This window comes from Providencia sp. wls1914, assembly GCF_009706645.1.
GTDB classification, from domain to species: Bacteria; Pseudomonadota; Gammaproteobacteria; order Enterobacterales; family Enterobacteriaceae; genus Providencia; species Providencia zhijiangensis.
On record NZ_WLUN01000004.1, the window covers coordinates 159,589 to 186,458 of the forward strand.

General features: G+C 42.0%; 20 protein-coding genes, 1 tRNA gene and 4 pseudogenes. 15 read left to right on the forward strand and 10 right to left on the reverse strand.

The window, feature by feature from the left end; translation table 11 throughout:
* Positions 1 to 77 precede the first annotated feature (77 nt).
* The gene (gene tesA / locus GKR74_RS02880) at positions 78 to 713 is read right to left on the reverse strand and encodes a multifunctional acyl-CoA thioesterase I/protease I/lysophospholipase L1 (protein WP_154602452.1); all 636 of its coding nucleotides are present in this window, start codon (positions 711 to 713) and stop codon (positions 78 to 80) included.
* Here tesA and ybbA point away from each other — a divergent pair.
* Positions 681 to 1,364, forward strand: a pseudogene (ybbA, locus tag GKR74_RS02885) (putative ABC transporter ATP-binding protein YbbA); the annotation flags it as partial. The gene tesA and the pseudogene ybbA sit on opposite strands and share 33 nt — an antisense overlap.
* Entirely contained in the window at positions 1,364 to 3,811 is a 2,448-nt protein-coding gene (gene ybbP, locus GKR74_RS02890) for a putative ABC transporter permease subunit YbbP (RefSeq protein ID WP_154602454.1), read from the forward strand. The pseudogene ybbA and the gene ybbP, both read left to right, overlap by 1 nt.
* Before the next feature lie 41 nt (positions 3,812 to 3,852).
* On the opposite strand, the gene GKR74_RS02895 is transcribed toward ybbP, so the two are convergent.
* Positions 3,853 to 4,146 (reverse strand): hypothetical protein, encoded by a 294-nt coding sequence (locus GKR74_RS02895; protein ID WP_154602455.1) that lies wholly within the window; start codon positions 4,144 to 4,146, stop codon positions 3,853 to 3,855.
* A 3-nt stretch (positions 4,147 to 4,149) separates the two neighbouring features.
* Positions 4,150 to 4,644, reverse strand: coding sequence for a hypothetical protein (locus GKR74_RS02900; protein WP_154602456.1), 495 nt, complete (start codon positions 4,642 to 4,644; stop codon positions 4,150 to 4,152).
* Between the two features lie 301 nt (positions 4,645 to 4,945).
* On the opposite strand from GKR74_RS02900, the gene GKR74_RS02905 reads away from it, so the two are divergent.
* Positions 4,946 to 6,313 (forward strand): esterase-like activity of phytase family protein, encoded by a 1,368-nt coding sequence (locus tag GKR74_RS02905; RefSeq protein WP_154602457.1) that lies wholly within the window; start codon positions 4,946 to 4,948, stop codon positions 6,311 to 6,313.
* 108 nt (positions 6,314 to 6,421) lie between these two features.
* On the opposite strand, the gene GKR74_RS02910 is transcribed toward GKR74_RS02905, so the two are convergent.
* The 5 genes from GKR74_RS02910 to ppiB all read right to left on the reverse strand — a co-directional run bounded on the left by GKR74_RS02910 (position 6,422) and on the right by ppiB (position 10,811).
* A complete protein-coding gene (locus GKR74_RS02910; protein WP_154602458.1) occupies positions 6,422 to 7,675 on the reverse strand; it encodes an MFS transporter in 1,254 nt (417 codons plus the stop codon).
* 120 nt (positions 7,676 to 7,795) lie between these two features.
* Complete coding sequence (gene purK / locus GKR74_RS02915; protein WP_154602459.1) at positions 7,796 to 8,881, reverse strand: 5-(carboxyamino)imidazole ribonucleotide synthase; 1,086 nt, start codon at positions 8,879 to 8,881, stop codon at positions 7,796 to 7,798.
* Positions 8,881 to 9,396 (reverse strand): 5-(carboxyamino)imidazole ribonucleotide mutase, encoded by a 516-nt coding sequence (gene purE, locus GKR74_RS02920; RefSeq protein WP_154602460.1) that lies wholly within the window; start codon positions 9,394 to 9,396, stop codon positions 8,881 to 8,883. The genes purK and purE overlap by 1 nt, the downstream gene beginning before the upstream one ends.
* 186 nt (positions 9,397 to 9,582) lie before the next feature.
* Positions 9,583 to 10,305 (reverse strand): UDP-2,3-diacylglucosamine diphosphatase, encoded by a 723-nt coding sequence (gene lpxH, locus GKR74_RS02925; RefSeq protein ID WP_154602461.1) that lies wholly within the window; start codon positions 10,303 to 10,305, stop codon positions 9,583 to 9,585.
* A gap of 11 nt (positions 10,306 to 10,316) precedes the next feature.
* Entirely contained in the window at positions 10,317 to 10,811 is a 495-nt protein-coding gene (gene ppiB, locus GKR74_RS02930) for a peptidylprolyl isomerase B (protein WP_006659258.1), read from the reverse strand.
* A 300-nt stretch (positions 10,812 to 11,111) separates the two neighbouring features.
* Between ppiB and cysS the strand changes: the two genes are divergently transcribed.
* Positions 11,112 to 12,500 carry a cysteine--tRNA ligase gene (cysS, locus tag GKR74_RS02935; protein WP_154602462.1) on the forward strand — a complete coding sequence of 463 codons (1,389 nt, stop codon included), beginning with the start codon at positions 11,112 to 11,114 and terminating at the stop codon, positions 12,498 to 12,500.
* Between the two features lie 391 nt (positions 12,501 to 12,891).
* Positions 12,892 to 13,995 (forward strand): annotated as a pseudogene (locus GKR74_RS02940) (protein-tyrosine phosphatase family protein).
* A gap of 45 nt (positions 13,996 to 14,040) precedes the next feature.
* Here the strand turns inward: GKR74_RS02940 and ybcJ are convergent.
* The gene (gene ybcJ / locus GKR74_RS02945) at positions 14,041 to 14,253 is read right to left on the reverse strand and encodes a ribosome-associated protein YbcJ (RefSeq protein WP_108478314.1); all 213 of its coding nucleotides are present in this window, start codon (positions 14,251 to 14,253) and stop codon (positions 14,041 to 14,043) included.
* A gap of 17 nt (positions 14,254 to 14,270) precedes the next feature.
* Complete coding sequence (folD, locus tag GKR74_RS02950; RefSeq protein WP_036952132.1) at positions 14,271 to 15,128, reverse strand: bifunctional methylenetetrahydrofolate dehydrogenase/methenyltetrahydrofolate cyclohydrolase FolD; 858 nt, start codon at positions 15,126 to 15,128, stop codon at positions 14,271 to 14,273.
* A gap of 188 nt (positions 15,129 to 15,316) precedes the next feature.
* Here folD and GKR74_RS02955 point away from each other — a divergent pair.
* From GKR74_RS02955 to GKR74_RS03000, 10 genes and pseudogenes are all read left to right on the forward strand, one after another.
* Positions 15,317 to 15,393, forward strand: a tRNA-Arg gene (locus GKR74_RS02955).
* Between the two features lie 588 nt (positions 15,394 to 15,981).
* A complete protein-coding gene (locus tag GKR74_RS02960) occupies positions 15,982 to 18,270 on the forward strand; it encodes an FdhF/YdeP family oxidoreductase (protein WP_154602464.1) in 2,289 nt (762 codons plus the stop codon).
* 1,087 nt (positions 18,271 to 19,357) lie between these two features.
* Positions 19,358 to 19,636, forward strand: a pseudogene (locus GKR74_RS02965) (helix-turn-helix domain-containing protein).
* 146 nt (positions 19,637 to 19,782) lie between these two features.
* Positions 19,783 to 20,331 carry a type 1 fimbrial major subunit FimA gene (fimA, locus tag GKR74_RS02970; RefSeq protein ID WP_154602465.1) on the forward strand — a complete coding sequence of 183 codons (549 nt, stop codon included), beginning with the start codon at positions 19,783 to 19,785 and terminating at the stop codon, positions 20,329 to 20,331.
* A gap of 77 nt (positions 20,332 to 20,408) precedes the next feature.
* A complete protein-coding gene (locus tag GKR74_RS02975) occupies positions 20,409 to 20,945 on the forward strand; it encodes a fimbrial protein (protein ID WP_154602466.1) in 537 nt (178 codons plus the stop codon).
* A gap of 64 nt (positions 20,946 to 21,009) precedes the next feature.
* Complete coding sequence (locus GKR74_RS02980; RefSeq protein ID WP_154602467.1) at positions 21,010 to 21,708, forward strand: fimbria/pilus periplasmic chaperone; 699 nt, start codon at positions 21,010 to 21,012, stop codon at positions 21,706 to 21,708.
* An 85-nt stretch (positions 21,709 to 21,793) separates the two neighbouring features.
* Positions 21,794 to 24,430: a fimbrial biogenesis usher protein gene (locus GKR74_RS02985; RefSeq protein WP_154602468.1), complete on the forward strand. Its 2,637-nt coding sequence runs from the start codon at positions 21,794 to 21,796 to the stop codon at positions 24,428 to 24,430.
* A gap of 43 nt (positions 24,431 to 24,473) precedes the next feature.
* Positions 24,474 to 24,977 carry a fimbrial protein gene (locus GKR74_RS02990; protein WP_230086558.1) on the forward strand — a complete coding sequence of 168 codons (504 nt, stop codon included), beginning with the start codon at positions 24,474 to 24,476 and terminating at the stop codon, positions 24,975 to 24,977.
* 34 nt (positions 24,978 to 25,011) lie between these two features.
* Positions 25,012 to 25,521 (forward strand): annotated as a pseudogene (locus GKR74_RS02995) (fimbrial protein).
* Positions 25,512 to 26,453 (forward strand): fimbrial protein, encoded by a 942-nt coding sequence (locus GKR74_RS03000; protein WP_154602470.1) that lies wholly within the window; start codon positions 25,512 to 25,514, stop codon positions 26,451 to 26,453. The pseudogene GKR74_RS02995 and the gene GKR74_RS03000 overlap by 10 nt, the downstream one beginning before the upstream one ends.
* The last annotated feature ends 417 nt before the right edge of the window (positions 26,454 to 26,870 follow it).

Here is a 26,870-nt window from a genome sequence, read left to right on the forward strand (position 1 = left end):
CATTATAATTTATTTACCCAACAAATTTATTTAGCTAATAACTTTATTTGGGTAATAACTTTATTTTATGAACAACTTTATTTGGTTAATAAATAGGGCGATAGCTGTTTTTCCATAAAATCTGCAATCGTGGGCTGGGCTTGCTCAGTTGGATGAATACCATCAGGCTGGATCCATTCCGGTTTGGTGATCACGCTTTCCATAAAAAATGGGATCAGCGGAAGGTTATCTTTTTCAGCCAGCGTTGGGTACACTTTTTCAAAGCTGGATGTATAGCGTTTACCGTAGTTTGGCGGGATACGAATTTGCATTAAGAGCGGTTTAGCACCATTTTGCTCTATTTGGTCAATAATCTGTTGTAATGTTATACCTAACTGTTCAACAGATAGCCCTTGCAAACCATCATTAGCTCCCAGCTCAATCAGCACCCAGTCAGGTTTGTGCTGGGCTAGAAGAGTGGGGAGACGCTCTAACCCTTGAGAGGCGGTATTTCCACTAATACTGCCATTAATAACTAAAATCGGTGGCGACTTTTTTTGCCAACGTTCGGCAAGTAATGTTGCCCAAGCTTGCTCGGCGGGTATTCGATAGCCTGCACTAAGACTATCGCCGAGGATCAATAGTTTCGTTGCCGCGAGCGTTTGTCCGCTGGCGGTAACTAACAGGAGAAAAACCAATATATGTCGGCGCAAAATATTCTTGAAGTTCATCATCTCATTAAACGTGTTGGTCAAGGTGAACATGAACTGACTATATTGCAAGGAGTCGAGCTAATTGTCGAGTCTGGTCAGACAATTGCCTTAATTGGTGAGTCAGGATCAGGAAAATCCACCTTACTAGGCATTATTGCTGGGTTGGATGATGGCACTAGCGGCACCGTGAAGTTGCTTGACCAAGACTTAACGACCATGGACGAAGAAGCGCGGGCGCGATTACGGGCGCAAAGTGTCGGCTTTGTTTTCCAATCCTTTATGCTTATTCCAACCTTGAATGCGCTTGAAAATGTTCAATTACCTTCATTACTACGTGGCGAATCCGAAACCAAAAGTCATCAACAGGCGGTGAATTTACTGACGGATTTAGGGTTAGGAAATCGCTTAAAACACATGCCAGCTCAGCTTTCAGGTGGTGAACAACAACGGGTGGCATTGGCGCGCGCATTTAATGGCCAGCCTCAAATTTTGTTTGCCGATGAACCGACGGGGAACCTTGACCGGCATACGGGGGATAAAATCGCCGATTTGTTATTTGCGATGAACAAAGAGCACGGTACCACGCTAATTTTGGTCACCCATGACAATGAGTTAGCTGCCCGTTGCCAACGTCGATTACGGTTAGTTGATGGGCAACTGAGGGAAGAGTCATGATTTGGCGCTGGTTTTGGCGTGAATGGAAAACGCCGTCTCTGTTGATTGTGTGGCTCGCGTTAACCTTGGCGGTAGCCTGCGTGCTGGCGTTAGGGCGTATCAGTGACCGCATCGAAAATAGCATGAGCTATCAGAGCCAAGAGCTATTAGCGGGGGATTTGGTACTGCGTTCATCTCATCCGAGTGAGCCCACATGGCTTTCCGCGGCTCAGCAAGCAGGGCTGACATTGAGCCAGCAGATTTCATTTTCGACCATGGCGTATTCTACTGCTGATGAAGAGGGGCGCCCGCAGTTAGTGTTAGTGAAAGCGGCAGATGCGGGGTATCCGCTATACGGTGGCTTAGTGACCGAGCCTGCGGGGTTAAAACCCACCAAAGGGCATATTCTCGTCGCACCGAGGTTATTGGAATTACTGAACTTAAAGGTTGGCGAACAGATTGATATCGGCGATGGGACGTTTACGATTTCAGGGACGTTAATTCAGGAGCCGGATAGTGGTTTTAACCCCTTTCAAATTGCACCGAGGGTGTTGATCTCGATTGAGGATGCGCCATTAACTGGGGCGATTCAAGTCGGAAGCCGCTTAACGTATCGCGATATGTTTGCGGGTTCTCGCCAAGCGATTGATGCATTCAAAGAGAAATATGATGCTCAGTTACGTAGCGATCAGCGCTGGTATACTTTGGATGATGACAGCGGTGCGGTGGGGAAAACCTTTAAGCGTGCTCAGCAGTTTTTACTGTTATCGGTGTTGCTAACGCTGTTATTGGCGATCGCGGCGGTGGTGGTGTCGATGACCCATTATTGTCGAAGCCGTCATCAGCTTATTGCGGTTTTGAAAACACTAGGGGCTGGCCGCAGTGCGCTACGTAAGTGGATTATTGGTCAGTGGTTAGTGATTTTAGTGGCTGCGGCATTATTAGGGTCTTTGCTGGGACTGGCTTTTGAAGGCATTTTAATGCAGATATTGTCGGCAATGTTACCTAAAGCCTTGCCGAGCGCCAGTCTTTGGCCATGGATCTGGGCGGTGGCCACGCTGTTTATCATCGCGATTATTGTGGGGATCCGTCCTTACTACCAATTAATGGGCACTCAACCTTCTCGAGTGTTACGGGAAGATGCCAAATCACCCATTTGGCCACTGTATTATTATCTGCCTGTGGTTACGTTGATTGTGGTCGGCGGGTTATTCCTGTTTGCGGGGGTAAACCCACTGTTATGGTCAATCTTACTGGGAATTGTCGTAGTAGCAGTGCTTCTGGCATTGATTGGTTGGCTAGGGTTGTGGTTGCTGAGAAAAATGCAATTTCGCCAGCTAAGCTTGCGTTTATCAGTCAGTCGCTTGTTACGCCAACCATTGCAAACTATTACGCAGATGAGCGCATTTTCACTGTCATTTATGTTATTGGCGTTATTGATTTTGGTTCGAGGGGATCTTTTAGATCGCTGGCAGCAGCAGCTCCCTGCGGATAGCCCGAACTATTTTCTGATCAATATGACTCAGTCTCAGCTTGATCCCGTAACGCAGCTTTTGAAGCAGTACCAAGTCACTCCAACGGAGTTTAATCCGGTTGTGTTAGCGCGTTTATCGGAAATTAATGATCAGTCTGCGATTGAGTGGGCGGATGCTCGCGATCCCAATAATAACACGGTTAGGCGAGAGCTTAGTTTAACGTGGCAATCAACATTGCCGCCTGCAAACGAGTTAGAGCAAGGGAGCTGGCCGCCGAAAGCGGGAGAAGTTTCCATTGAGCAAACTGTCGTTAAAGAGTTAGGGTTAAAAATCGGCGATAAGCTAACATTCAATGCAGGTTCGCAGATTTTCACGGCAAAAGTGAGTAGTATTCGTAAAGTGGATTGGGAAAGTTTGCGTCCTAATTTCTACTTTATTTTTGCGGAAGAAACGTTATCACCAATGCCAGAAACGTGGTTGAGTAGCTTCCATTATGATGGTGATGGGCAACTGTTAACTCAGTTGAGCCATCAGTATCCGACGATTAATGTGCTGGATACTGGCGCTATCATCACGCAAATTCAGCAGATTTTACAGCAGGTAAGCCAAGCTTTAGAAGTGATGGTGGTTTTGGTGATTTTCTGTGGCTTATTATTGTTGCTCGCACAGATCCAAGTGGGTATGAGCCAACGAGAGCGGGAGCTGGTGGTGTATCGCACCCTCGGTGCGAGCAAAAAATTGATGCGCCGTACTTTATGGAGTGAATTTGCCTTACTCGGAGGAATGGCAGGGCTAGCTGCGGCATTTGGGGCTGAAGTCGCACTATGGTTACTGCAAACTAAGGTATTTGATTTCCCGTGGCAGCCAGAATGGCGCTTGTGGGTGCTATTACCACTCTGTGCTGGGTTCTTATTATCGGTGTGCGGCGGTTGGTTGGGGCTGAGATTACTCGGTACTGGCAATCAACATCGCCGATTATCAAATGGCTAAATGTATAAAAAATAGAATAGCCACCTTCGTGGCTATTCTATTTAAAAATGAAAATCGGATGCTTGAGCTTCGCTGTATAAGTTTTTTAAGTTTATGTATCCGACATCAAATTCAGAAACGGAAAAGTAAAATACTCGGCCATCTGATTGTGCAATCTGTATTTTATAAACACCAACCTCTTGGCTAAAATCGAACTCATAACCGACATTAATTTTCATCTCTTTATAATTTAAATTTACCTCGTCACTCTCCGAAATATATTTCCAACTAATTATTTTTGATCTCGTTTCGCTGATGAGTTGTTCTACAAAATGTGTGATAGCGGCGGGTAACATGAACTATTCCTCAGTGTTTTTATAGGTGTATTTGGATTCAATAAGTTGTTTGGCATAGAGTAATGACTCTGAAATATCTTGCATCTGTGAATTACCTAAAGGGCATTTAGGTGTTATATTTCTTGTGGCGTTAATCTTTCTTTCTAACTCATTCAGCTTAATTAATTCATTATCGAATTCTTTTTTATCGATGATGGACATGAAATTGTTAGCAATATTCAAATGTAATTTGAATGCTATAGTGAAATTGGTGACAAGCAAAGCATATTTTTTACTAGATAGGTTATCTAATGACTGGTTGTAATAAAAAATACATTCATGAGATAAACTTAGCCCTGTAGTGCCTTTGAATTTATTTAAGGTAAATAATGATTTGTCCTTGATGCTTTTTGAAATGGTAATATTGTGAATAACTTCCATTATAGTAATTAATAAAGCAATGATAGTGGCGACAGAGGCATAGTAGGAGAATAATGTGAAATTATAATTGCTGTTCATTATAATTTCTATATTAATAGTCGATATCCATAATAGTAATGAGCTTATTATTATATATAAAACTCTTAGTTTGTTATCAAAGATTTTTTTCTTGAGCATTAATTGAGTCTCAACGTGAAAATGGAGATGGATATTAGCATAGTTGTTGATAAAGATTATTTTTGCTGGCTATTTTCAGATAAATATTGCCAGAGTTATTGGCGCTATTAAACGAACTGTCTCTAATCCTTCACAAAACCTTCATTCACCGTGGTTATGATTCCTGTGTCAATTATTGATGCGACTAAATAGGAAAATAACAATGGCTCGCCGAACTCCAATAACATTTCAGCTGACATCACTCTCTTTACTGATGGGATTACTTTCTTTTAGCACCACAGGGTTTGCTCAAAAACAAGTTCCAGCCACTCTCGCAGGGCATGCCATTTTATCGGTGGATGCGATAGTACCAACGCCGGAAAATGCACCGTCCGATATGCAATACAGCGGCAAATACACCACAGGAACCCGTGTTGATACGCTGGGTAAAGTTGAAGGGAAGTCCGATGGACGCCCAACAGGTAAGTTTGTGCCTATCAAGGGGCAGCCGTTACAAGGACATTCGGGTATCAAGCGTATGGATGATGGTACTTATTGGGTTCTGACGGATAATGGTTTTGGGAATAAAATGAATTCCCCCGATTCTATGCTCTATTTAACTCAATATGATATTGATTTTAAAACGGGAAAAGCCAATCCGTTGAAAACAATTTTTTTCCACGACCCCAATAAAATCATTCCTTTTCATATTATTAACGAAAGCAGTGAACAGCGTTACTTAACGGGCAGTGACTTTGATCCGGAAAGTTTTCAATTTGCCGATGGAGCCTTGTGGGTGGGAGATGAATTTGGACCTTATCTCATCAAAATGGATTTAGATGGCAAGGTTTTGGCGCTATTTGAAACGCAAGTTGAAGGCAAGAAAGTTGTTTCTCCTGACCACTACACACTGACAACGCCAGGTAAACCTGCGGATAAAGTGACTTTTCAAGTGAATCGCTCAAAAGGTTTTGAGGGAATGGCATCATCGCCGGATGGCACCAAACTTTATCCAATGCTGGAAGGCGCTTTGTGGCAGGAAGATAAGCAAGATTATGAGAATGTGAATGGTAAAAAAGCGGCGCGTATTCTTGAATTTGATGTGAAAAAACAGGATTGGACGGGGCGCAGTTGGTTATATGTTTTTGAAGATAATCAAAATGCTATTGGTGATTTTAACCTGATTGATGACACTCACGGTTTGATTATCGAACGTGATAATGGCGAAGGCACTGCGGATAAAGCATGTGCGGAAGGCACAACAAACAAAGAAAATTGCTTTAGCAATTTAGCCAAATTTAAACGTGTTTATCGCATTGAATTTTCGGATAACAATGCAGGTGGAGCAGTGGATAAGCAAGCCTATGTTGACCTGATGAATATCCAAGATCCTAATAAGCTAGCCAGAAAACCGCTAAATGATGGGGTATTTACCTTCCCATTCTTTACGATTGAAAACGTGGATGTAGTCGATAATGAACATATTATCGTCGGTAACGATAATAACTACCCGTTCTCTTCCAGCCGTGAACCCAATCAAGCGGATGATAATGAATTTATTTTGTTGAAAGTACCAGAGTTATTGAAGTAATGCGTAATCGGTTATGCAGGTAAGAAGTAGAACGTGTAAATGGATCCTTGTTTTTCCCTTGGTTTGATATTTGCTCGGGTTATCCCCGAGCTTTTTTCTTTTTAGGGGTTAATCTTTTTTTGCCTCTAAAGCAGGGGGCTTCATCATCAACGTAAAAAAGAGAATGACAATGACAGGGGCGGCGATGGTTAAAAATGCAGGGGTAAAACTACCCGTAATATCTTTAATTGCCCCTGCGATAAATGGCGCTAAACAGGCAATTGTTGAGATTAAATTGACGACGGAGAACAACTCTAAATAAGGTCCGCGCCCAAAATAATTGGACAGTAAAACACTGGACGCTAAGAAGGTCATGCCGTAGCCGACACCCACACAAATCACGAACAAAATCAGCCAGAACCATGATGTGGAGATACTTAGTGCCACGACGCCAAGCACCATGATAATTAGGCTACCAATCAATAAACGTTTCGGCTCCAGCCATTCACCCGCTGCGCCCCCTAAGAAGCGCGAAAATGCATTCACAAACGCCATGGTACTCAGCAAAGAAACCGCGATAGTCATGCCAAATCCACGTTCTTCAATGTGCGCTACTGCAAAGCTGTTTACTGTAATACCGCACCATAAGAAAGAGGTATAAGTTGCGGCAATTAAATAGAATTGCCAAGTGCGTAATGCTCGGCGAACTGTCCAAACTTCAGCGGTACGATAAATAGGCTTATTCGCATGACTAACTTGTTTTTGCATTATTTTCTTGGCGTGGTCTTGTTCTTTTTTCCCTTCACGCAATGCCAAGATAGTGATGATGGTGACAATACTCAGATAAACTGCACACAATACCCAGTGCATCCGCCAAGAGCCTAATTGATTCGATGCGTAGAAGTAAATCCAAGGACCGGCAACGCCGCCTAATCCGCCAATTGTGAAATACAATCCAAATGCCAGAGATTGTTTTTCAAATAGGCGAGAAAGTACATAGGTGCCCGGAACGGTCGCTAATAGTGTAAACCCGATGCCAATCAAGGCAGTGCCTAAGAAATAGGTGCTAATAGCTTCGGTGGAATAGAGGCTATAGAAGCCAGAGCAGAACACCAGCATACCTAAAAGCAGCGTGAGACGAACACCGACTTTACGTATTAGCAATGAGGGTAGAAAGCTCGCTAAACCGCAGGTTAACCCGAGTAAAGTAAAACCAAAGCCTGCCTCAGTCCAACTCCACTTTAATTCGCCGATCATACTCGGTAATACTACGCCTAATGAGGTGAAGGTGGTGGCAGTAGCAAGGAAATAAACCAGTCCGAGGAGAATAAGAATCGACCATTGGTATAACGGACTAAACGGTGAGGCTTGTGTTTCTGGCATATGTACTCCAGTGGCGCCCTAGTGAGTTAGTCATCACTCACAAGTAATCACTATAAAAGTAGGGCAAAAATAGCACAATGCCCGAAATATTACTCTCGGGCACGAATAGCGCTATTTTCCCTATTTTTGGCGAGAGTACCAGCCTAATTTTGTTTTTGCCCACTCAATGCCACTTTTATACTCATTTGGCAGCATTGGGATCAAACTATCGAGGGTATTTTCGAGTTGATGAACATCACTATGAGTCAGATTTAAGTGACCCACTTTACGTACAGGGCGCACTTCTTTCTCATACCAATGTAAATGGACTAAAGGTAGATTTAACCATTCTTGGTTAACATCAGTGCCAATTAAATTGACCATCACAGCCGGGCTGAAAACTTCTGGCGTCGGCATCGGTAAATTTAAAATCGCGCGTAAGTGAAGCTCGAATTGGCTAATAGATGCGCCGTTTTGAGTCCAATGTCCACTATTATGAACGCGAGGGGCGATTTCGTTGATCAGCAGTTTATCGCCAACCACAAAACATTCCATTGCCATCACACCGACATACCCTAACTCATCCATCACGGCACTGAGCATCGCCTGTGCTTGTTGTTGCTGGGCAGGGTTTGCATCAGGGAAAGCGACGCTGGTGCGTAAAATCCCTTCTTGGTGAAGATTATGGGTGATTGGGTAGAATACGGATTTGCCGGATTGACTACGAGCACCAATCACGGAGACTTCAGCATCAAATGGGATCCCTTGCTCTACGATACATTCACCGTAAATTTCCGCTGGGAGGTTTTGTTCGTCACCGGGGCGAACACGCCATTGACCACGGCCATCGTAGCCACCCGTTCTGCGCTTGACGATTAAAAAATCACCAAGTGTAGTGAATAATTCAGGCCATTGGTCTGGTGATTCTAATCGTGCCCAAGGTGCCGTCGATAAATTTAACGAGTCGAACAGGCTTTTTTGTGGGAAGCGGTCAGCTAACCGAGGAAAAATATCACGGTTAATAAATGCATTATGACGTGCTAACTCTTTGGTTAATGGGGTTTCAGGCCAGCGCTCAATTTCAGCAGTGATCACACTTTGCTGATAAGGAACGGCTTCAGGCTCGGCATCTAACCCAACCGGAAAGACAGAAATACCCAGCGGTTCGCCTGCTTGGCGCAACATGCGACCTAATTGACCGTTACCAAGGACACAAACCGGTTTCATTACGCTTCCCTCGGATCTGGGTTATTTAATACGTCGTTGGTTTGTGCTTCACGCCATGCGGATAAGCGATTGAATAGTTCGCTGTCATGAGTGGCTAAAATTTGTGCGGCTAGCAGAGCGGCGTTAGCTGAGCCTGCTTTCCCAATAGCAAGTGTGCCAACGGGAATGCCTTTTGGCATTTGAACGATAGAATACAGGCTATCGACACCACTTAATGCCGCGCTCTGTACAGGGACACCAAGGACGGGAACCAGCGTTTTGGCGGCTAACATTCCTGGTAAATGGGCTGCACCACCGGCACCTGCGATGATCACATCAAAGCCGTTATGTTTGGCATTTTCAGCAAAAGAAAACAGTTTGTCTGGCGTGCGGTGTGCAGAAACAATCTCAACATGGAAAGGCAGTTGCAGTTCGGTCAGCACGTCAGCAGCATGCTGCATGGTTGTCCAATCACTTTTAGAACCCATAACAATGGCGATTTTTGCCGCAGATTGAGCAGGAACTTGGGCAGTCATTTGGTGTGATCCCTGTATTGAAAAATATCACCCTGAGGGTGGGAATGTGAATTGCCCCGATCATATCACGGTAATTGGACAAGGAAAACGTTTGCGTGATTATAAAGTAAGCAAACGGTCGTACTGACGACCAACAATTTACCTAGGTGTCTTTATCAAGATAGGAATGCTAAAAAGGAAACTATGTTAAAAAGGAAAGAAAATAAGCTCAATGCCGTTTTCGTTGATCACAAAGGCGGAACCTTCGCTGTGCCATGCGCCTAAAACTCCACGAAAATGAAGTTGACCACCGATATTAATCTCGTGGATAGCAGGGCGATGCGTATGTCCGTGGATCATCCATTGTGCTTGGTGGCGGTTTAAGGCATCAATCACCGCGTTGGAATTGACGTCCATAATGGCTTCGGATTTCATGCTGCTGGCATATTGGCTATTGCGACGCATCTTTTGCGCAATACGGCGGCGAATAAAGAGCGGTAGAAGTAAAAATACCCGTTGGATCCAAGGAGTATGGACTTTTTTACGGTAGTTTTGATAAGCGGCATCGTCGGTGCATAACGTATCGCCGTGCATAATTAAAATACGCTTATCATAAAGTTCAAGTAAAGTTTCTTGGGGCAAAATGGTCATGCCACACTGCTTTGCATAACGTTGACCCAATAAAAAATCGCGATTGCCATGAATGAAATAACAAGGAATTCCACGTTCACTCAGCTGTTTTAAGGCTTGAGCGATTTGCTGATGCAAGGGGGTATTATCATCGTCGCCAATCCAATAATTGAAAAAATCACCGAGGATATACAGGCTGTCGGCGTGGATGGCTTGCTGTTCAATAAATGCAAGAAAACCGGCGGTGATCGCCGGTTCATCTTCACTTAAATGCAAGTCTGCAATGATATAAGTGGACATAAATTCAGGGATTACTCACTGACAGTCACTTTTTCAATCACTACGTCTTCGCGAGGTACGTCTTGGTGGAAACCACTGCGACCTGTGGAAACGCCTTTGATTTTGTCAACAACGTCCATGCCTTCAACCACTTCAGCAAATACACAGTAACCCCAACCATCTGGGCGCTCTGAACGGAAGTTTAAGAAGTCATTGTCAGCGACGTTGATGAAGAATTGTGCTGTTGCTGAGTGTGGATCGTTAGTACGAGCCATTGCTAATGTACCGCGGCTGTTTTTCAGTCCGTTATTAGCTTCGTTCTTGATAGGCGCTTTAGTGTCTTTTTGGTTCATGCCCGGCTCAAAACCACCGCCTTGGATCATGAAGCCGTTAATAACACGGTGGAAAATGGTATTATTGTAGAAACCTTCACGGCAGTAGGTTAAAAAGTTTTCGACAGTGACAGGTGCTTTGTCTGCGAAAGTTTTGATAACGATGTCACCGTGATTGGTATGAAATGTAACCATAATAGCTATCCTGAATAATTGTTTTTTATGCGCTAACTTGCGAAAGCGTTGAGATCAGCAAGTTTATATCACAGATAAAACCTGACTTGAAGCGACAGTGTGTTTGCAAAATAGGTTATCCCATAACAGTGACCTAATAAATCAGGCGATAAAGTCAGGTGCTAACCTTGCTTTCTTCGGGTGATCGCGATTCAATACCGTGCTATTTTCGTAAGGTTGAATCTGGATATTTTATCCTCAACATCGCGATAATCTGATGTATGATAGATATACACGTACTAATAAAATGGAAATAAAAAGATGCTGCAGATTTTCAATACACTGAGTCGTCAAAAAGAAGAATTTAAACCCATCCATGCTGGAAAGATTGGGATGTACGTGTGTGGCATCACCATTTACGATTTGTGTCATATTGGTCACGGTCGTACCTTTGTGGCTTTCGATGCAATTAGCCGCTATTTACGCTATTTAGGTTATGACCTGAATTATGTGCGTAACGTGACGGATATTGATGACAAAATCATTAAACGTGCCGCTGAAAATAATGAAAGCGTGGAAGAGTTAACGACGCGCATGTTAGCGGAAATGCACAAAGATTTTGATGCATTAAATATCCTACGTCCAGACAGCGAACCGCGTGCTACTCGCCATATTCATGAAATCATTGAGCTAACTGAAAGCTTGATTGAGCGCGGTCATGCTTATGTTGCAGATAATGGCGATGTGATGTTTGAAGTCAAAACTGATCCAAATTACGGCTTATTATCTCGCCAAGATTTAGACCAGCTTCAAGCGGGGGCCCGTGTTGAAGTGGCTGATGTAAAACGTAATCCAATGGACTTCGTGTTATGGAAAATGTCCAAAGAGGGTGAACCAAGCTGGGAATCGCCTTGGGGATTAGGTCGTCCAGGTTGGCATATTGAATGTTCGGCAATGAACAGCAAAACATTAGGCAACCATTTTGATATTCATGGTGGCGGTTCAGATTTAATGTTCCCGCACCATGAAAATGAAATTGCACAATCTACTTGTGCCCATGATGGCCCGTACGTTAATTACTGGATGCACTCCGGTATGGTGATGGTTGATAGAGAGAAAATGTCTAAATCTCTTAATAACTTCTTTACCATCCGTGATGTCTTAGAGTACTACGATGCAGAGACTGTACGTTACTTCTTGCTTTCGGGTCACTATCGTAGCCAATTGAACTATACCGAAGAGAACTTAAAGCAAGCCCGCACCGCGTTAGAGCGTCTGTATACCGCGCTGCGTGGTACGGATAAATCAGCTGCACCAGCAGGTGGCGAAGAGTATAAGAGCCGTTTCTGTGAAGCGATGAATGACGATTTCAATACACCAGAAGCTTATTCGGCATTGTTTGATATGGCGCGTGAATTAAACCGCCTGAAAACTGAAAATATGGATGCAGCAAATGGCATGGCGGCTCAATTACGTGAGCTGGCAAAAGTGCTGGGGCTGTTAGAGCAAGATCCTGAAACTTTCCTGCAAGGTGGCGCACAAGGCGAAGATGATGCGGAAGTCGCAAAAATCGAAGCACTGATTAAACAGCGTAACGATGCGCGTCAAAGTAAGGATTGGGCGCTGGCGGATCAGGCACGCGATGCTTTAACAGCGATGGGAATTGTGTTGGAGGATTCGTCTGCTGGCACTACGTGGCGTCGCAAATAATATTCGTCATATTTCGCGCTGTGGCGTTGTTGGCGTCACTCAGCTACTCGGGTCACATACTTATGTATGCTCCCCGAGATATCCTTGCTAGCCGCCTAGCCACAACACGAACTATTTAGAATATTGTCCTTTATCGTTTTTCACGTAATACCTGTTTGCCTACAATTTGAATAATTTAGAGAATTCAGGTTAATCAGGCTAACAAATAAGAACAAAACCCACTAAAAATAATCAATTTTTGGTGGGTTTTTTTATGGGAATTACAGCTAAATTTGCAAGCGAGGGGTGGGAGATTATCGATAATGTTGAGTGAAATATTAACAGTGGAATTTAACATTGGGTCACCGAAATGGTGAATTCACTCACAATGAAAACATAGATAAGGATAAATATGTTTCCAATAAACGCTAATCGACTAACCGTATCTCAATCGACAGAATTTCCTGCATCATCAACTGCAAGCCATTTCCCTAAGCGTATTCATTCTATCCAAAATATCTCCGAACTTAGCCCTCACTTGTCTGAAGCAAAATCCGTCAAAAAAAATAGGCTAAAGTTGAAATTAAATATAGAAGCCGCTACCCAAGTTTCGGTATTCGATAAATTGACTGAAAAAACGCAGTTATTGCTGAATGAAAAAAACATTGAATACGATACGGAGAATAGAGGGCAGCGATATCCCAATATTGGTAGTGCGAAACACACGCAAATATCAATACGGAGTGCCGATAAATCCATTGTGCCTCTCGCAGCTAATCGACTACAAATTAATGGGGAAAATTTAGCTATTCGCTGCCAATACCCCAAAGATAATGCTCAAGCCATTGAAAATCATCTATCTATGCTCATGGCAAACAAGACTCCGATATTAGTTGTCTTAGCATCAAAACAAGAGATCCACGGTTCTGTTTTTCAAAAAGATAAGCTGCCACCTTACTTTATGAGTAATCAAAAATATGGCGCCATTGAAGTTACCACTAGGCGAGAAAAAAAAGACTATAAAGTAGAACCTAAACAAATCAATGTAGGAGAAAAATCATTAGAGTTTAGCCAATATAAAATGGATATTTTTAATGGCTATAAAAAGCATTCAATCCCTGTAATCCACGTGACTAATTGGGATGATGGTGGAACGGTGTCAACCGAGGAATTAATTAAATTAAACCGGATTATTGGAACAATTAATGAAGGCAGCTTATTTGAACTCTATAAAAATCAAGGAGTAGATATAGAAGGAGGAAATAAGCCGCTTCCCGTTATTCACTGCAAAGCGGGTATTGGTCGAACAGGGGTATTAGCGGCAAGTATGCAGTGGAGAAAGGCTGGAAATAAACTATCGATGGAAAATATCGTATTAGCGTTGCGGGAGACAGGAAGTCCGAATATGGTTCAGAATGAAGCGCAATATAGGCAATTACAAGAATTCACAAATGCACCATTATCCCCAACAAAAACAAGCAGTAAGTGGGGATTTTGATGGGATAACAAAAGGTAAGCTGAATTGGGTCTCAGCTTACCTCCATCAAGGATGTGGTTAGAACTACTCTTGTACCTTGATTTGCTCGCTTCCCATAGAAACGACTTTGCCTGCGACAATTTTGCAGCGTTTACGCGTTTCAACAACGCCATCAACTTGCACTAAGCCATCAGCAATCATTGATTTTGCCATCGCACCACTTTCTGCCCAACCTTCAATTTTTAGCAGGTCGCATAGCTCGATATGGGGATGACCATCAAGATGAAAAATATCCATTGTGACTCCAAATTACATTAAATATCGTGGTACTCTTCGCACGCTTGTAGCGTGTTTTGAATCAGTGTAGCCACGGTCATTGGCCCAACACCGCCCGGTACTGGCGTGATCCATGCAGCGCGTTTTGACGCTTCATCGAAATCAACATCTCCAGTCACTTTACCATTTTCTAAGCGGTTAATACCCACATCGATAACGATAGCGCCCGGTTTGATCCATTCGCCCGGAATAAAGTTAGGTTTACCCACAGCCACGACCAGTAAATCCGCATTACGGACATGCTGTTCGAGATCTTTGGTAAAGCGATGGGTGACGGTGGTGGTGCAGCCCGCTAATAATAATTCAAGGCTCATCGGACGACCAACAATATTTGATGCGCCAATGATAACGGCATTTAAACCGTAGGTATTAATGTCATAACGCTCAAGTAAGGTAACAATCCCTCTTGGCGTACAAGGACGCAGGCGAGGGGCACGTTGACATAAGCGACCGACGTTATAAGGGTGGAAACCATCGACGTCTTTATCGGGATGAATGCGTTCAATCACTTTGACGTTATCAATGCCAGCAGGTAATGGTAACTGAACTAAGATGCCATCAATTTCATTATCTTGGTTAAGGTCATCAATCAGCTTGAGCAATTCAGCTTCAGTGGTCGTGTCTGGTAAATCATAGGAGCGAGAAATAAAGCCAACTTCTTCGCAAGCACGTCGCTTACTGCCAACATAAATTTGAGAAGCGGGGTTAGCGCCTACGAGAATAACGGCAAGCCCTGGAGCTCGTTTACCATTGGCAATACGAGTTTGTACTTTTTGAGCAACTTCCTGTCTAATTGCTTGCGCAATCGTTTTCCCATCAATAATTTTTGCTAACATCTGTAACTTAATCCATATATGAGACACGGGGGATGCCTCTATTTTGTCAGAACTTGCTAGCAATGTCAGGTCTATCTGATAGATAAAGTAACCATATCGTTATTTAAGTAGTGAAAAGCCATTGACTCGGCGCTCAGCAACCGTATAATTCAACGCCATCAGCCAGATAGGCTGTCTGCGCACACAATGCGCCCTTAGCTCAGTTGGATAGAGCAACGGCCTTCTAAGCCGTAGGTCACAGGTTCGAATCCTGTAGGGCGTACCATTCTCAAGTAAGCGCATATCAATAGACATCACGGATGTCTTTTTTTATGCCTAAAATTCATGGAATCAGCTGATTTTAGCCTTTCTTCGTTCAATTAACGTCTACCTATTCAACTATAAGGTAATTCATCATTAATACCTAAAATAGTTGTGGGTTTTGGATGTTGATATCCTTGTTAGGTGATGAATATGGTGCTTTCTGCTCAAACTAAACCATATAATATTTAAATGTTAATTTTGTTATTTAACACTTCATTAATTGAATTATATTATATTGAAAAACATCCTGTTTGTTTAAAATAGAGCAAGATTATGTATATAAAACCCCGTATTCATTTGATAATGTTATATTTTTTTTAATTCATTAGAGTTTTAATCTATAGCCAATAAAATAAAAGTTATTAATGGAAGATAATTCCTTATTATTAATAATCCTATTTGATATGTTATCTATGAAATAATATTTCTTTTTTTGAATTATATTCAAAAAAAGATAAGTCGGTATTCGTCACTCCACATTAATCATAATTACACTGTAATAAAATAACGTTTATTTCTTGTTACATTTAAATTTAAAAGAGTAATGAAAATGAAAGAAAAAATCGAAAATTACACTGGACCTGCGGCGGGTTGGGGGGCAGTTAAAGCTGTCGCTGAAGCTATACGCGAGCAGATGGATATTGTACCCGATATTATTACTATGTTTGAAATGAATAAGCCCCAAGGTTTTGACTGTCCAGGTTGCGCATGGCCCGACCCTAAACATAGTGCATCGTTTGATGTCTGTGAAAATGGTGCAAAAGCGATGGCATGGGAAGCCACGGCAAAGAGAGCAACACTTGAGTTTTTTGCGAAACATACCGTTAGTGAATTGTTAACGTGGAATGATTATGACTTGGAAAATGAAGGTCGTCTAACTCACCCAATGAAATATAATGAGCAAACAGATTGCTATGAAAAAATTGAATGGAACGATGCGTTTGCTCAAATAGGTCAACGGTTATCAAATTACTCAGATCCTAATTCTGTTGAATTTTATACTTCAGGTCGAACTTCAAATGAAGCTGCGTTTTTATATCAGCTTTTTGCCAGAGAGTATGGAACCAACAATTTTCCAGATTGTTCAAATATGTGCCATGAGCCGACAAGTGTCGGGCTTGCCGCCTCAATAGGTGTGGGTAAAGGTACGGTATTACTTGACGATTTTGACAAGGCTGATTTAGTGATTTGTATTGGACATAATCCAGGAACGAATCATCCTCGAATGCTCAGTTCACTTCGTGAAGTATCAAAACGAGGTGCCAAAATTATCGCAATTAACCCTTTAAAAGAAAGAGGGTTAGAACGATTCACTTACCCGCAAGATCCAATTGAGATGTTGGCGCTAGAGTCCACGCCTCTCGCAGGATATTACTATAAAGTTAGAATTGGTGGAGATACTGCATTAATTAAGGGTGTTATTCGCATCATTATTGAGCATCACGATGCGGCGGTAGCAAAAGGTCAAGCGCCTATATTAGATAATGAATTTATAAGTACTCATACCGTTGGTTTCGAGGAGCTTAAGCACGATGTATTGTTTACTTCTTGGGATGATATTTTATCTGTGAGTGGCATGACTCGCGATGAAATGGAACAAATTGCTCAACTTTATATTGAAGCAAAAAGCACTATTATCTGTTATGGAATGGGAATTACGCAGCATCAGCATGGCACTCAAAATATTCAGCAACTGATCAATCTTTTATTATTGAAAGGTAATATTGGTCGGGATGGTGCGGGAATTTGTCCATTGAGAGGGCATTCTAATGTGCAAGGCGATCGTACCGTTGGAATAACCGAAAAGCCAAGCCAATCTTTTCTAGACAAAATTGAGCAACGCTTTGGTTTTAAGCCTCCTGTCGCTTTTGGTCATGCGGCCGTGGCTAGCATGCAAGCAATCTCTGAAGGGAAAGTCAACGCATTGATTTGTATGGGTGGGAATCTTGCTGTTGCAATGCCGGATAAAGATGCGTGCTACAGTGGAATGAAAAAACTTGATATGGCTGTTCATATTGGGACCAAACTTAATCGGTCACATTTGTTGACGGCAAAGAATACATTTTTATTTCCTGTATTAGGTCGTACAGAAGTAGATATTCAAAAATCAGGTCCGCAAAGCATTACTGTTGAGGATTCTATGTCAATGGTACATGCTTCACATGGCAAGCTAAAACCTGCTAGCCCATATTTAAAATCTGAATGTGCCATTGTTGCTGGTCTCGCCAAAGCGACGATTCCTAACTCAAAAGTTGAATGGGATGATTTCATTGATGATTACGATAAAATTCGTGATGCAATGGAAGCTGTATTACCAGGTTTTGAAGATTACAACAAAAGAATCCGAATTCCTGGCGGTTTTCATTTAACAAATGCAGCGGCTCAGCGTAAGTGGTTAACTCAATCAGGTAAAGCAAACTTTATAACAACTGAAGGTGTCATTGAAGATCCAGAGTCTGCGACACATAGCGAATTAGTTTTGGCAACTATACGTAGTCATGACCAGTACAATACAACTATTTATGGAATGAATGACCGCTATCGTGGTGTTTTTGGACAGAGAGACGTCATCTTTATCAGTGAAGCTCAGGCAAAAAAACAAAAATTATCTGCGGGTGATAGAGTCAATGTTATTGCCTTGGATAATCGACAAAATAGGACTAAACGTCGTTTAGATAATCTAAAAGTGGTTATCTATGATATGGCTGATCGCTGTGTTGCCACTTATTTTCCTGAAGCAAATAATTTGATAGCACTTGATAACTTTGACCCTCAATGTGGTATTCCTGCGTATAAAAATATTCCAGTAATTTTAGAGAAGGCAAGTGCCGTATCCTAATTGTTTTAAATTCTAACCACCCCTATAGTGGGTGGTTTATTTGACCCTCTAAAGGCATATCAACGACGTTGTCTAAATAATACCGATTTCCCTTCTGTTATTCCGAGTATCTTTATTGCTTTCCTTATCCAATCGTTCTCTAATGCTATCGACTCAACTCTCACAACATAGGCGAGCCAGCTTTCCTAGGAGCTCTATAAAAAACCTATACAATGTTACTTAGTATTTATACTGATCAATTGCATTATTATTTCTAAACTATCTTTAATGTATATATTGAGCTTTTAGTTCAGTGATTCGAGTTGAATAAATCATCAAATAAATAATTGATAGTTAATGAATAGGTTTTCTTGATATTTCACAATGACACCTGATTATTTAATCTACAAAGTTATAAAATTATTAAATTTAATTTAAATAATATAATTAAAAACACGAAATAAAGGTGAAATAGTGGGTGTAATAATTACTTACATATTTATTTAACTCTTACTAGGATTATTCTTATATGAGGCTATAATGAATTCAGTTTTTTGTTTTTCTTGAAAATTATTTTCAACGCGTAATTTAGGTTTTTTGTGGGTATTACGCTTTTGTGCTGTTTTATTATTTTTTTATAAATCTACGGATATTCAAATATCGATTATCTTTTTTCGATTTGTTTTTATCTTTATCTTTGCGAATTAATTGTAATGTGCTGGTTATTGTTTTCCATTAATTAACGGTTTTGTTTTTATATATTGCTCCTTATTGTAAATTATTGTGTCTATTTCACATGTATATCGTGTTATACGTGTCTTATTTCATTTAAAGAAATATCTTCAATTATTTATTTTGGTATTTTTAGATGCTCATAAAGTGTTGATTTGTATATTTTAATTTTTTACTCATATTTGATCATTTATTGATTTAAATGAATTAATGTTTATGATTGATAGCCTGCGTATATCAAATAGCTCTTTTTCGATCGAAAAAAACAATTTTTAACTACAGTTTTAATTCTATAACTTAATAACAGCTGAAGAGTATTTTCCTATATCGATAATATAAAAAAATAATCAGCGAAATATGATCTGAGAGGTTTGAAATGCGAGATTATGAACCATTATCAAATAATATTGGCAGGATGTTAAAAGACTACCGTAGGCGCACAGGATTAACAGGAAGTGAATTGGCGAAGCGTATTAATGTAAGCCAGCAGCAAATATCTCGGTATGAAAATGGCGTGAATAATATATCATTCGACAAACTTATCATACTATTTAATGCACTTGAGATGAGTAGCAGAGATATAGATGTTTTTTTCGAAAAAATGAAGTATCTGTTTGATTCTAGTGTATACAAACACTCTAAAATAGAGTGATAGACCCTTATTTTTTAAAATCATTCAAATTTAATTAAATTGTTTTAGGCAATTTAATTAAATTCGGTCGTTTTAATTATGGTGTCATGAAGTCTGTATTTGTTTTTTTCTATCAAGATGTACTTAATAAATATACATAAGGAAATATTATGAAAGTTAAATCACTAGCACTTGTTGTTATTTCAGCTTTATCTTTAGGTTCAGTCGCTGCAATGGCTGCAACAACAACCGTAAACGGCGGTCAAGTACACTTTAAAGGTGAGCTAGTGAATGCAGCGTGTGCTGTTGATGCTGGTTCTGTGGAGCAAACTGTTCGCTTAGGCCAATTTCGTACTGCTAAATTAGCTAAATTAGGCGATACCAGTGGTCCTGTTGGTTTCAATATCCAATTAAATGACTGTGATACAACAGTTGCTACTTCTGCAAAAGTTGCCTTTAAAGGTGTTGCGGCTGATGCAACTAACCCAACTGTTTTATCGATTGCTTCTTCAGCTTCAGGTGCAGCGACTAACGTTGGTATCCAAATTTTAGATAGCAAGAGCGCGCCTCTGGGTCTGGATGGTGCAACATTCAGTAACCCTATCACTCTGAATGACGGTGCAAACGTTCTGCCATTCCAAGCTCGTTACTTCGCACTGGGTGCTACAACTGCTGGTGTTGCTAACGCAGATGCAACCTTCGCAGTTCAATACGAGTAATCATTAAAAAGGATTAGGGATATCCCATTTGATAAGCCAAGGATGGCTTTTATTCACGAACCAAAAGGTGGAAGTTTATGAGAGAGCTGCTGGCAGTTTCACTCCTTCTGTTTTCTCCATTTTTGCAAGCTGGGAATAAATGGAAAGTTCAACTTCCTGGTGGCGGGATGCGCTTTCAAGGGGAGTTAATTGCAGAAGGCTGCACTGTTGAAACTTCAGATCGTAATTTGGTAGTGAATATGGGGCAAGTGCGCACCAATGCATTCAAGGCTCCAGGTCAAGATTCAGCACCGACTGCGTTTGATCTTCACCTACGAGAGTGTAGCGATGCGGTCAGTGAGTATATATCCATAACCTTCAACGGTGTGGCTAATGAAAGGAACCCAGATATTTTTTCCATCGGCGATGGGCCTAGCACCGCGAAAGGTGTAGGAGTAGCCATTTTTGATTCAAAAAATACCTTAATTCCGGTGAATAGTGCTCCACGTAAAATAGCTAATCTGCGTGATGGGGATATGACGTTGCATTTTGTTGCTAAGTATCGCTCGACGAGCGAGAACATCATGGGCGGAAAAGCGAATGCCCAAGCACTATTCTCACTGACTTATGAATAAAAATATCGAAAAAGACAGTGACATATTGATTTCATTTTTTAGTAAAAAAAGGACAGATGTAAACATGAAAACCAGAAAAACATATAAGTTCATTACCGCCTTATTACTTTTACTCTGTTCGACCGTGTCCACTCAGGTTTATGCAGGTGTTGCATTAGGTGCAACGCGAGTGATTTATCCTGCGGATCAAAAGCAGGTTCAACTTGCCGTGACCAATAATGATGAAAAGGGCGTTTTTCTGATCCAATCGTGGGTTGAAAATGCCAATGGCCAAAAAGATAGCCAATTTGCGATTACACCACCTCTTTTCACGATGAAAGGTGTTAAAGAAAATACACTGCGCATTATTGATGCGACCAATAACCAACTGCCGAAAGACAGAGAAACGCTGTTTTGGCTGAATGTGAAAGCGATTCCAGCAATGGACAAAGCGAACATGAGCGAGAATACGTTGCAGTTAGCGATTATTAGCCGTATTAAATTGTATTACCGTCCTACAGGTCTCTCTATTGCACCGGATAAAGTGGCTGAAGAATTACGCTTTAAGCGCCAAGGCAGCTCACTGATTGTGGTTAACCCAACGCCTTATTTTGCCACTGTCACAGATTTAAAAATCGGTGCAGCAAAATTGGATAATGTGCTTGTTCCTCCATTTGGTGATGCGTCAGTGAATATTCCTTCTAATGGAAATGGTGCTATTAGCTACCAAACCATTAATGATTACGGCGCACTAACGCCGAAAATGACAGGAAAAATGCAGTAAAAACTTACGTTTTTATTTCTCGAAAATAATTAAACATCATTCCAAATTGGAAATTTGCTGAGCAACATTGTTGAGCGGAGGGGACATGTCACATCTGACATCTGAAAAAGGGCTATTAATTTCAAAAAAAGGATCATTTTTGGGATGCAGATTCGAATGCCATTTTCCTTTGGTTCCGCTGGCATTCTTGATAGGGGCATGCCTTTATCCAACATGGGCGACGGCAGAGTTATATTTTAACCCCCGTTTCTTAGCGGATGATCCTTCAGCAGTCGCAGATTTATCTGCGTTTGAACAAGGGCAAGAAGTTCCTGAAGGGACTTATCGTGTTGATGTCTATCTTAATGATGGCTATTTACTTACCCGGGACGTGAATTTTGTTCTGGATAAAAATGATAAACAGCTATCCCCTTGTTTAACGCCTAATGAATTGGCCAAGATGGGGATCAATACATTATCGCTGCCAGAATTACAGACGAAGCCCAAAGATACCTGTGAACCATTATCATCCACCGTGAAGGATTCAACGGCGAGATTTGATGTGGGCTTACAACGGTTATATATCACCGTTCCACAGCTGTTTATGAAAGACAAAGCACGAGGTTTTATTCCTCCGGAGCTTTGGGATTCAGGGATCACTGCAGGTATTTTAAACTATAGCCTGACGGGAAGCAGTGCGCGTAACCAAGACGGAAAGCACAGTAGCTATAACTATTTGAATTTACAAAGTGGTTTAAACTTTGGCGCGTGGCGCTTACGAGATAACTCCACATGGAGCCACAGCACAGGCACAGCAAATAGTGAAACTCGCTGGGAACATATCAATACCTATTTAGAGCGCGGCATCAATGTGATCCGCTCTCGTTTAACGCTGGGTGATAGCTACACACCGGGCGAAATTTTCGACAGCGTTAACTTCCGAGGCATCCAATTAGCTTCGGACGACAATATGCTGCCTGAAAGCCAAAAAGGATTTGCGCCCGTGATCCGAGGGATCGCTCGCGGCACAGCGGATGTCTCTGTTAAGCAAAATGGCTATGAGATCTATCGCAACACATTCCCACCGGGACCGTTTGTAATTAACGATCTCTATTCTGCGGGGAATAGTGGTGATTTGCATGTGACGATCACTGAAGCGGATGGATCTGTACAGAGCTTTACCGTGCCATATTCATCCGTTCCGTTGCTCCAACGTGAAGGGCATACTCAATATGCCGTCACTGTAGGGGATTACCGTTCGGGAAGCGGCAATCAGGAAAAACCGACATTCTTACAAACTACGTTACTGCACGGTTTGTCATATGGCTGGACGCTCTATGGCGGAACTCAGTTAGCCAATCGCTACCAAGCTTTTAACGCAGGGGTGGGTAAGAACATCGGTGTCTTTGGGGCGCTATCTATCGATATTACCCATGCTAATGCCAAATTGCCGGATGACAGCAACCATCAAGGTCAGTCAATTCGTTTCTTATATAACAAGTCTCTGAATGAAACGGGCACGATCATTCAGCTGGCGGGTTACCGGTACTCAACAAAGGGTTACTACTCATTTGCGGATACGACCTACAAGCGGATGTCAGGGTATAACCTTGCGACGCAAGACGGCATTATCCAAGTGACACCTAAGTTTTCTGACTATTACAACTTAGCTTATAACAAGCGCGAAAAAATTCAGTTAACTCTAACCCAGCAGCTGGGTGAGCAATCCACGATGTATGTGACGGGAAGTCATGAAACGTATTGGAATACCAGTAAAGCGGATAAGCAATTACAGGTAGGGATTAACACGCTGATTAAAGGGATTAGCTGGGGATTAAGTTACAGCCTATCCAAAAACTCATGGCAGGATGGCAACGACCAAATGCTGGCATTGAACGTCAACATTCCCTTTAGCCATTGGTTACGTTCAGACAGTCAGTCTATCTGGCGTAATGCCAGCGCAAGTTACAATGTTTCGCATGATCTCAAAGGTCGCGTAAATAACACCGCCGGTTTATACGGAACGTTATTGGAAGACAATAACTTAAGTTATAGCGTTCAAGCTGGGTATGCAGGCGGTGGGCAAGGTAACTCTTCAGGAACGGGTTATACATCTCTGAACTATCGCGGGGCTTATGGAAATGCCAACGTCGGTTATAGCTATGCCGATAATATTCGCCAAGTTTACTACGGTGTGAGTGGGGGCGTCTTAGCCCATGAAAATGGATTAACGCTGAGTCAGCCAATGAACGATACCGTGGTATTAGTGAAAGCGCCGGGTGCGGGACATGTGAAAGTCGAAAACCAAACTGGGGTTGAGACTGACTGGCGGGGCTATGCGGTATTACCTTATGCCACTGAATATCGTGAAAACCGTATTGCTTTGAATACCAATACGTTAGCGAACAACGTGGATCTGGATGATCCCGTCCTGAATGTGGTGCCAACTCGTGGTGCTGTCGTTCGCGCTGATTTCCAACCGAAAGTTGGGGTCAAAGTTCTGATGACATTAACTCGCCATGGAAAACCGGTGCCATTCGGTTCGGTTGTTTCTTCTGGTGAAAACAGTGGTGGCAATATTGTGGCGGAAGATGGGCAAGTTTACTTAACTGGTTTGCCGTTAACCGGACAATTAATCGCACGTTGGGGAGATGGGGCGGATGCTCAGTGTAAGGTCAATTACACACTGCCAGCAGAAAGCCAATATGAAATCCTCAGTAAGTATAGTGCCGAGTGTCTCTAAGGAGCCCATAGTGTTTGATAAATCGAATATTTTCTTTGCCTCAATGTTGACCTCTTTGTGCTTATGTTCCAATGCATTGGCGGCGGATAGCACGATTAACATTACAGGCAATGTACGAGATAACACTTGTGCCGTGGCTCCTGGCTCACAAAATCAAGTGGTGGATTTGCTCCTGAATGCGGTGAAACAGCTGCACTCAGTGGGGGAAGTGACGCCAACAGTACCGTTTCGTATTGAGCTAACACCTTGCGGTTCTGCGGTAACAGCAGTCAAAGTCGGGTTTGTCGGTATTGCAGATTCGAGTAACAAAACCTTGCTGGCATTAGAACCCGGTAGCGCAAATGCGACAGGGGCAGGCATTCAGATTTTAGACAGTGCTAAAGACCCATTAGTCCTAAATGCGGACTCAAATAATATTGCATGGACGCCTTTAGTGGCAGGAAAAGCCAATACGCTCAATTTCAATGCACGTTTAATGGCGTCAAAATTGCCCGTTACGGCAGGGCATATTCGAGCAACCGCCACATTTACGCTCGAATTCCAGTAAATAGAGGATGCGATGAATGACGTATAAATCAACAATGATGACAGCTTTATTTTTGGGGCTGTTATCTTCATCAATAACCTCCACACACGCGGCTGACGTAACCGTGACAGTGAATGGGAGCGTTGTTGCGAAACCTTGTACGGTATCAACTAAGACGGCTAATGTGGATCTGGGTGATCTTTACACGTTCAATTTGACCTCACCGGGGTCGGCATCGGATTGGCATACTGTGTCGCTGGATTTGACCAATTGCCCTGTTGGTACATCGGTAGTTATGGCGACCTTTAAAGGTGTCGCTGATTCGGTGGGATACTACAAAAACCAAGGTACGGCAGGCAATATCCAGCTGCAACTTCAAGATTCATCGGGCAATAATTTAAATAACGGCGCACAAAAACGCATGCCAGTCAGCGATGCAACGCTTTCAACCAGTTTTCCTTTACAAGTAAGAGCAATATCGGTGAGAGGCGGGGCGACACAAGGCACCATCCAAGCGGCAATTGATGTCACCTACACGTATCTGTGAGCAATATTATGAATATAAAACAGCTAGTTAAATTAATCTTTGTTAACGCATTTATCTATTTTGCCGGTGTTTCTTCGGTGTATGCTTTTACCTGTTACGACTCAACAGGAAACGTTTTAAGCTACACACAAAGCCCAGTGACCGCCAATGCGTATGTTAACTTGCAGCCAAGTGTTCAAGCGGGTCAAAACTTAGTAGTCGATTTGTCAAATTCAATATTTTGTAAGAACGATGACCCATCAGCGCGACGTGACCAAGTGAACATGATCCGTGGTTCCGCTTATGGTGGGGTATTGAATAACTTTCGAGGCTCATTGCGATATTATGGCTTAAGCTATACGTTCCCTTTGACTAACCCAACTCACCAGCAAGATTTTCCATCGGGCAATTACACCGCATGGAATACCCAATTGTATTTAACCCCCATTTCTGCGGCGGGTGGTGTAGTGGTTAACCGAGGAACCCACTTTGCAACATTGGTAATGTACCAAGTTGGTTCTAACATCGTGGGGGGCGGTAACGTCAATACATCGACCTTTACATGGAATTTGTATGCCAACAATGATGTTGTGGTACCTATTGGTGGCTGTGATGTTTCTTCGCGTAATGTGGTGGTCAACTTACCGGAATATCCGGGAAGTGCTCAGCCGGTACCCTTATCGATCTATTGCGCTTCGAGTCAAAACATCTCCTATTATTTAACAGGTACAACAGATACGAGCAGCAATATTTTTGCTAATACCCTGTCTGGTGCTAATGCTGCAAAAGGGGTCGGGATCCAAATGGTTCGCAATGGTAATGCGATCCCAGCAAACCAAAACGTCCAGTTAGGTCGAGTAGGAAGTTCAGCGGTGAACTTAGGACTAAGCGCACGATATTCTAGAACTCAAGGTCAGGTGACCGCAGGGAAAGTGCAGTCGGTGATTGGCGTGACATTTATGTATGATTAGTGAATGAATTAGATAGATGAAAAGGCTCAAGAAGAAATATCTTGAGCCTTTTTGCTTTAAATAAAGATTCATATGCTCATCAGAAATTCGGATGATCCGTTGTGATAGGGGGCAGTGGATCTTTTATCATTTACCCATCACTGAGACCTTAACCTATTAATATTACTGTAGAATATTGTCATCATTATCGTTTTGGTAATATTGACTGTTATTTTAAAAAACCTGAATACAGACCGCAGACCACCCGCAAAAAATCCTTCACAAAAGAATAAATACCAAATAATAAATTATAAATAAATTTTAATAGTCATTAATGCGTATTATTAACCGATGAAAATAATTTGCAAACGAGATTGGTTATCAATATACTTTTTTCGACCAGTTAAAAATACTCAATATACTAGTTTAAGCATCACT

Excerpts from the sequence above, each read along its gene's own strand:
- tesA (WP_154602452.1), bottom strand. The coding sequence starts at position 713 with ATGATGAACTTCAAGAATATTTTGCGCCGACATATATTGGTTTTTCTC.
- ybbP (WP_154602454.1), top strand. The coding sequence starts at position 1,364 with ATGATTTGGCGCTGGTTTTGGCGTGAATGGAAAACGCCGTCTCTGTTG.
- GKR74_RS02895 (WP_154602455.1), bottom strand. The coding sequence starts at position 4,146 with ATGTTACCCGCCGCTATCACACATTTTGTAGAACAACTCATCAGCGAA.
- GKR74_RS02900 (WP_154602456.1), bottom strand. The coding sequence starts at position 4,644 with ATGAACAGCAATTATAATTTCACATTATTCTCCTACTATGCCTCTGTC.
- GKR74_RS02905 (WP_154602457.1), top strand. The coding sequence starts at position 4,946 with ATGGCTCGCCGAACTCCAATAACATTTCAGCTGACATCACTCTCTTTA.
- GKR74_RS02910 (WP_154602458.1), bottom strand. The coding sequence starts at position 7,675 with ATGCCAGAAACACAAGCCTCACCGTTTAGTCCGTTATACCAATGGTCG.
- purK (WP_154602459.1), bottom strand. The coding sequence starts at position 8,881 with ATGAAACCGGTTTGTGTCCTTGGTAACGGTCAATTAGGTCGCATGTTG.
- purE (WP_154602460.1), bottom strand. The coding sequence starts at position 9,396 with ATGACTGCCCAAGTTCCTGCTCAATCTGCGGCAAAAATCGCCATTGTT.
- lpxH (WP_154602461.1), bottom strand. The coding sequence starts at position 10,305 with ATGTCCACTTATATCATTGCAGACTTGCATTTAAGTGAAGATGAACCG.
- ppiB (WP_006659258.1), bottom strand. The coding sequence starts at position 10,811 with ATGGTTACATTTCATACCAATCACGGTGACATCGTTATCAAAACTTTC.
- cysS (WP_154602462.1), top strand. The coding sequence starts at position 11,112 with ATGCTGCAGATTTTCAATACACTGAGTCGTCAAAAAGAAGAATTTAAA.
- ybcJ (WP_108478314.1), bottom strand. The coding sequence starts at position 14,253 with ATGGATATTTTTCATCTTGATGGTCATCCCCATATCGAGCTATGCGAC.
- folD (WP_036952132.1), bottom strand. The coding sequence starts at position 15,128 with ATGTTAGCAAAAATTATTGATGGGAAAACGATTGCGCAAGCAATTAGA.
- GKR74_RS02960 (WP_154602464.1), top strand. The coding sequence starts at position 15,982 with ATGAAAGAAAAAATCGAAAATTACACTGGACCTGCGGCGGGTTGGGGG.
- fimA (WP_154602465.1), top strand. The coding sequence starts at position 19,783 with ATGAAAGTTAAATCACTAGCACTTGTTGTTATTTCAGCTTTATCTTTA.
- GKR74_RS02975 (WP_154602466.1), top strand. The coding sequence starts at position 20,409 with ATGAGAGAGCTGCTGGCAGTTTCACTCCTTCTGTTTTCTCCATTTTTG.
- GKR74_RS02980 (WP_154602467.1), top strand. The coding sequence starts at position 21,010 with ATGAAAACCAGAAAAACATATAAGTTCATTACCGCCTTATTACTTTTA.
- GKR74_RS02985 (WP_154602468.1), top strand. The coding sequence starts at position 21,794 with ATGTCACATCTGACATCTGAAAAAGGGCTATTAATTTCAAAAAAAGGA.
- GKR74_RS02990 (WP_230086558.1), top strand. The coding sequence starts at position 24,474 with ATGTTGACCTCTTTGTGCTTATGTTCCAATGCATTGGCGGCGGATAGC.
- GKR74_RS03000 (WP_154602470.1), top strand. The coding sequence starts at position 25,512 with ATGAATATAAAACAGCTAGTTAAATTAATCTTTGTTAACGCATTTATC.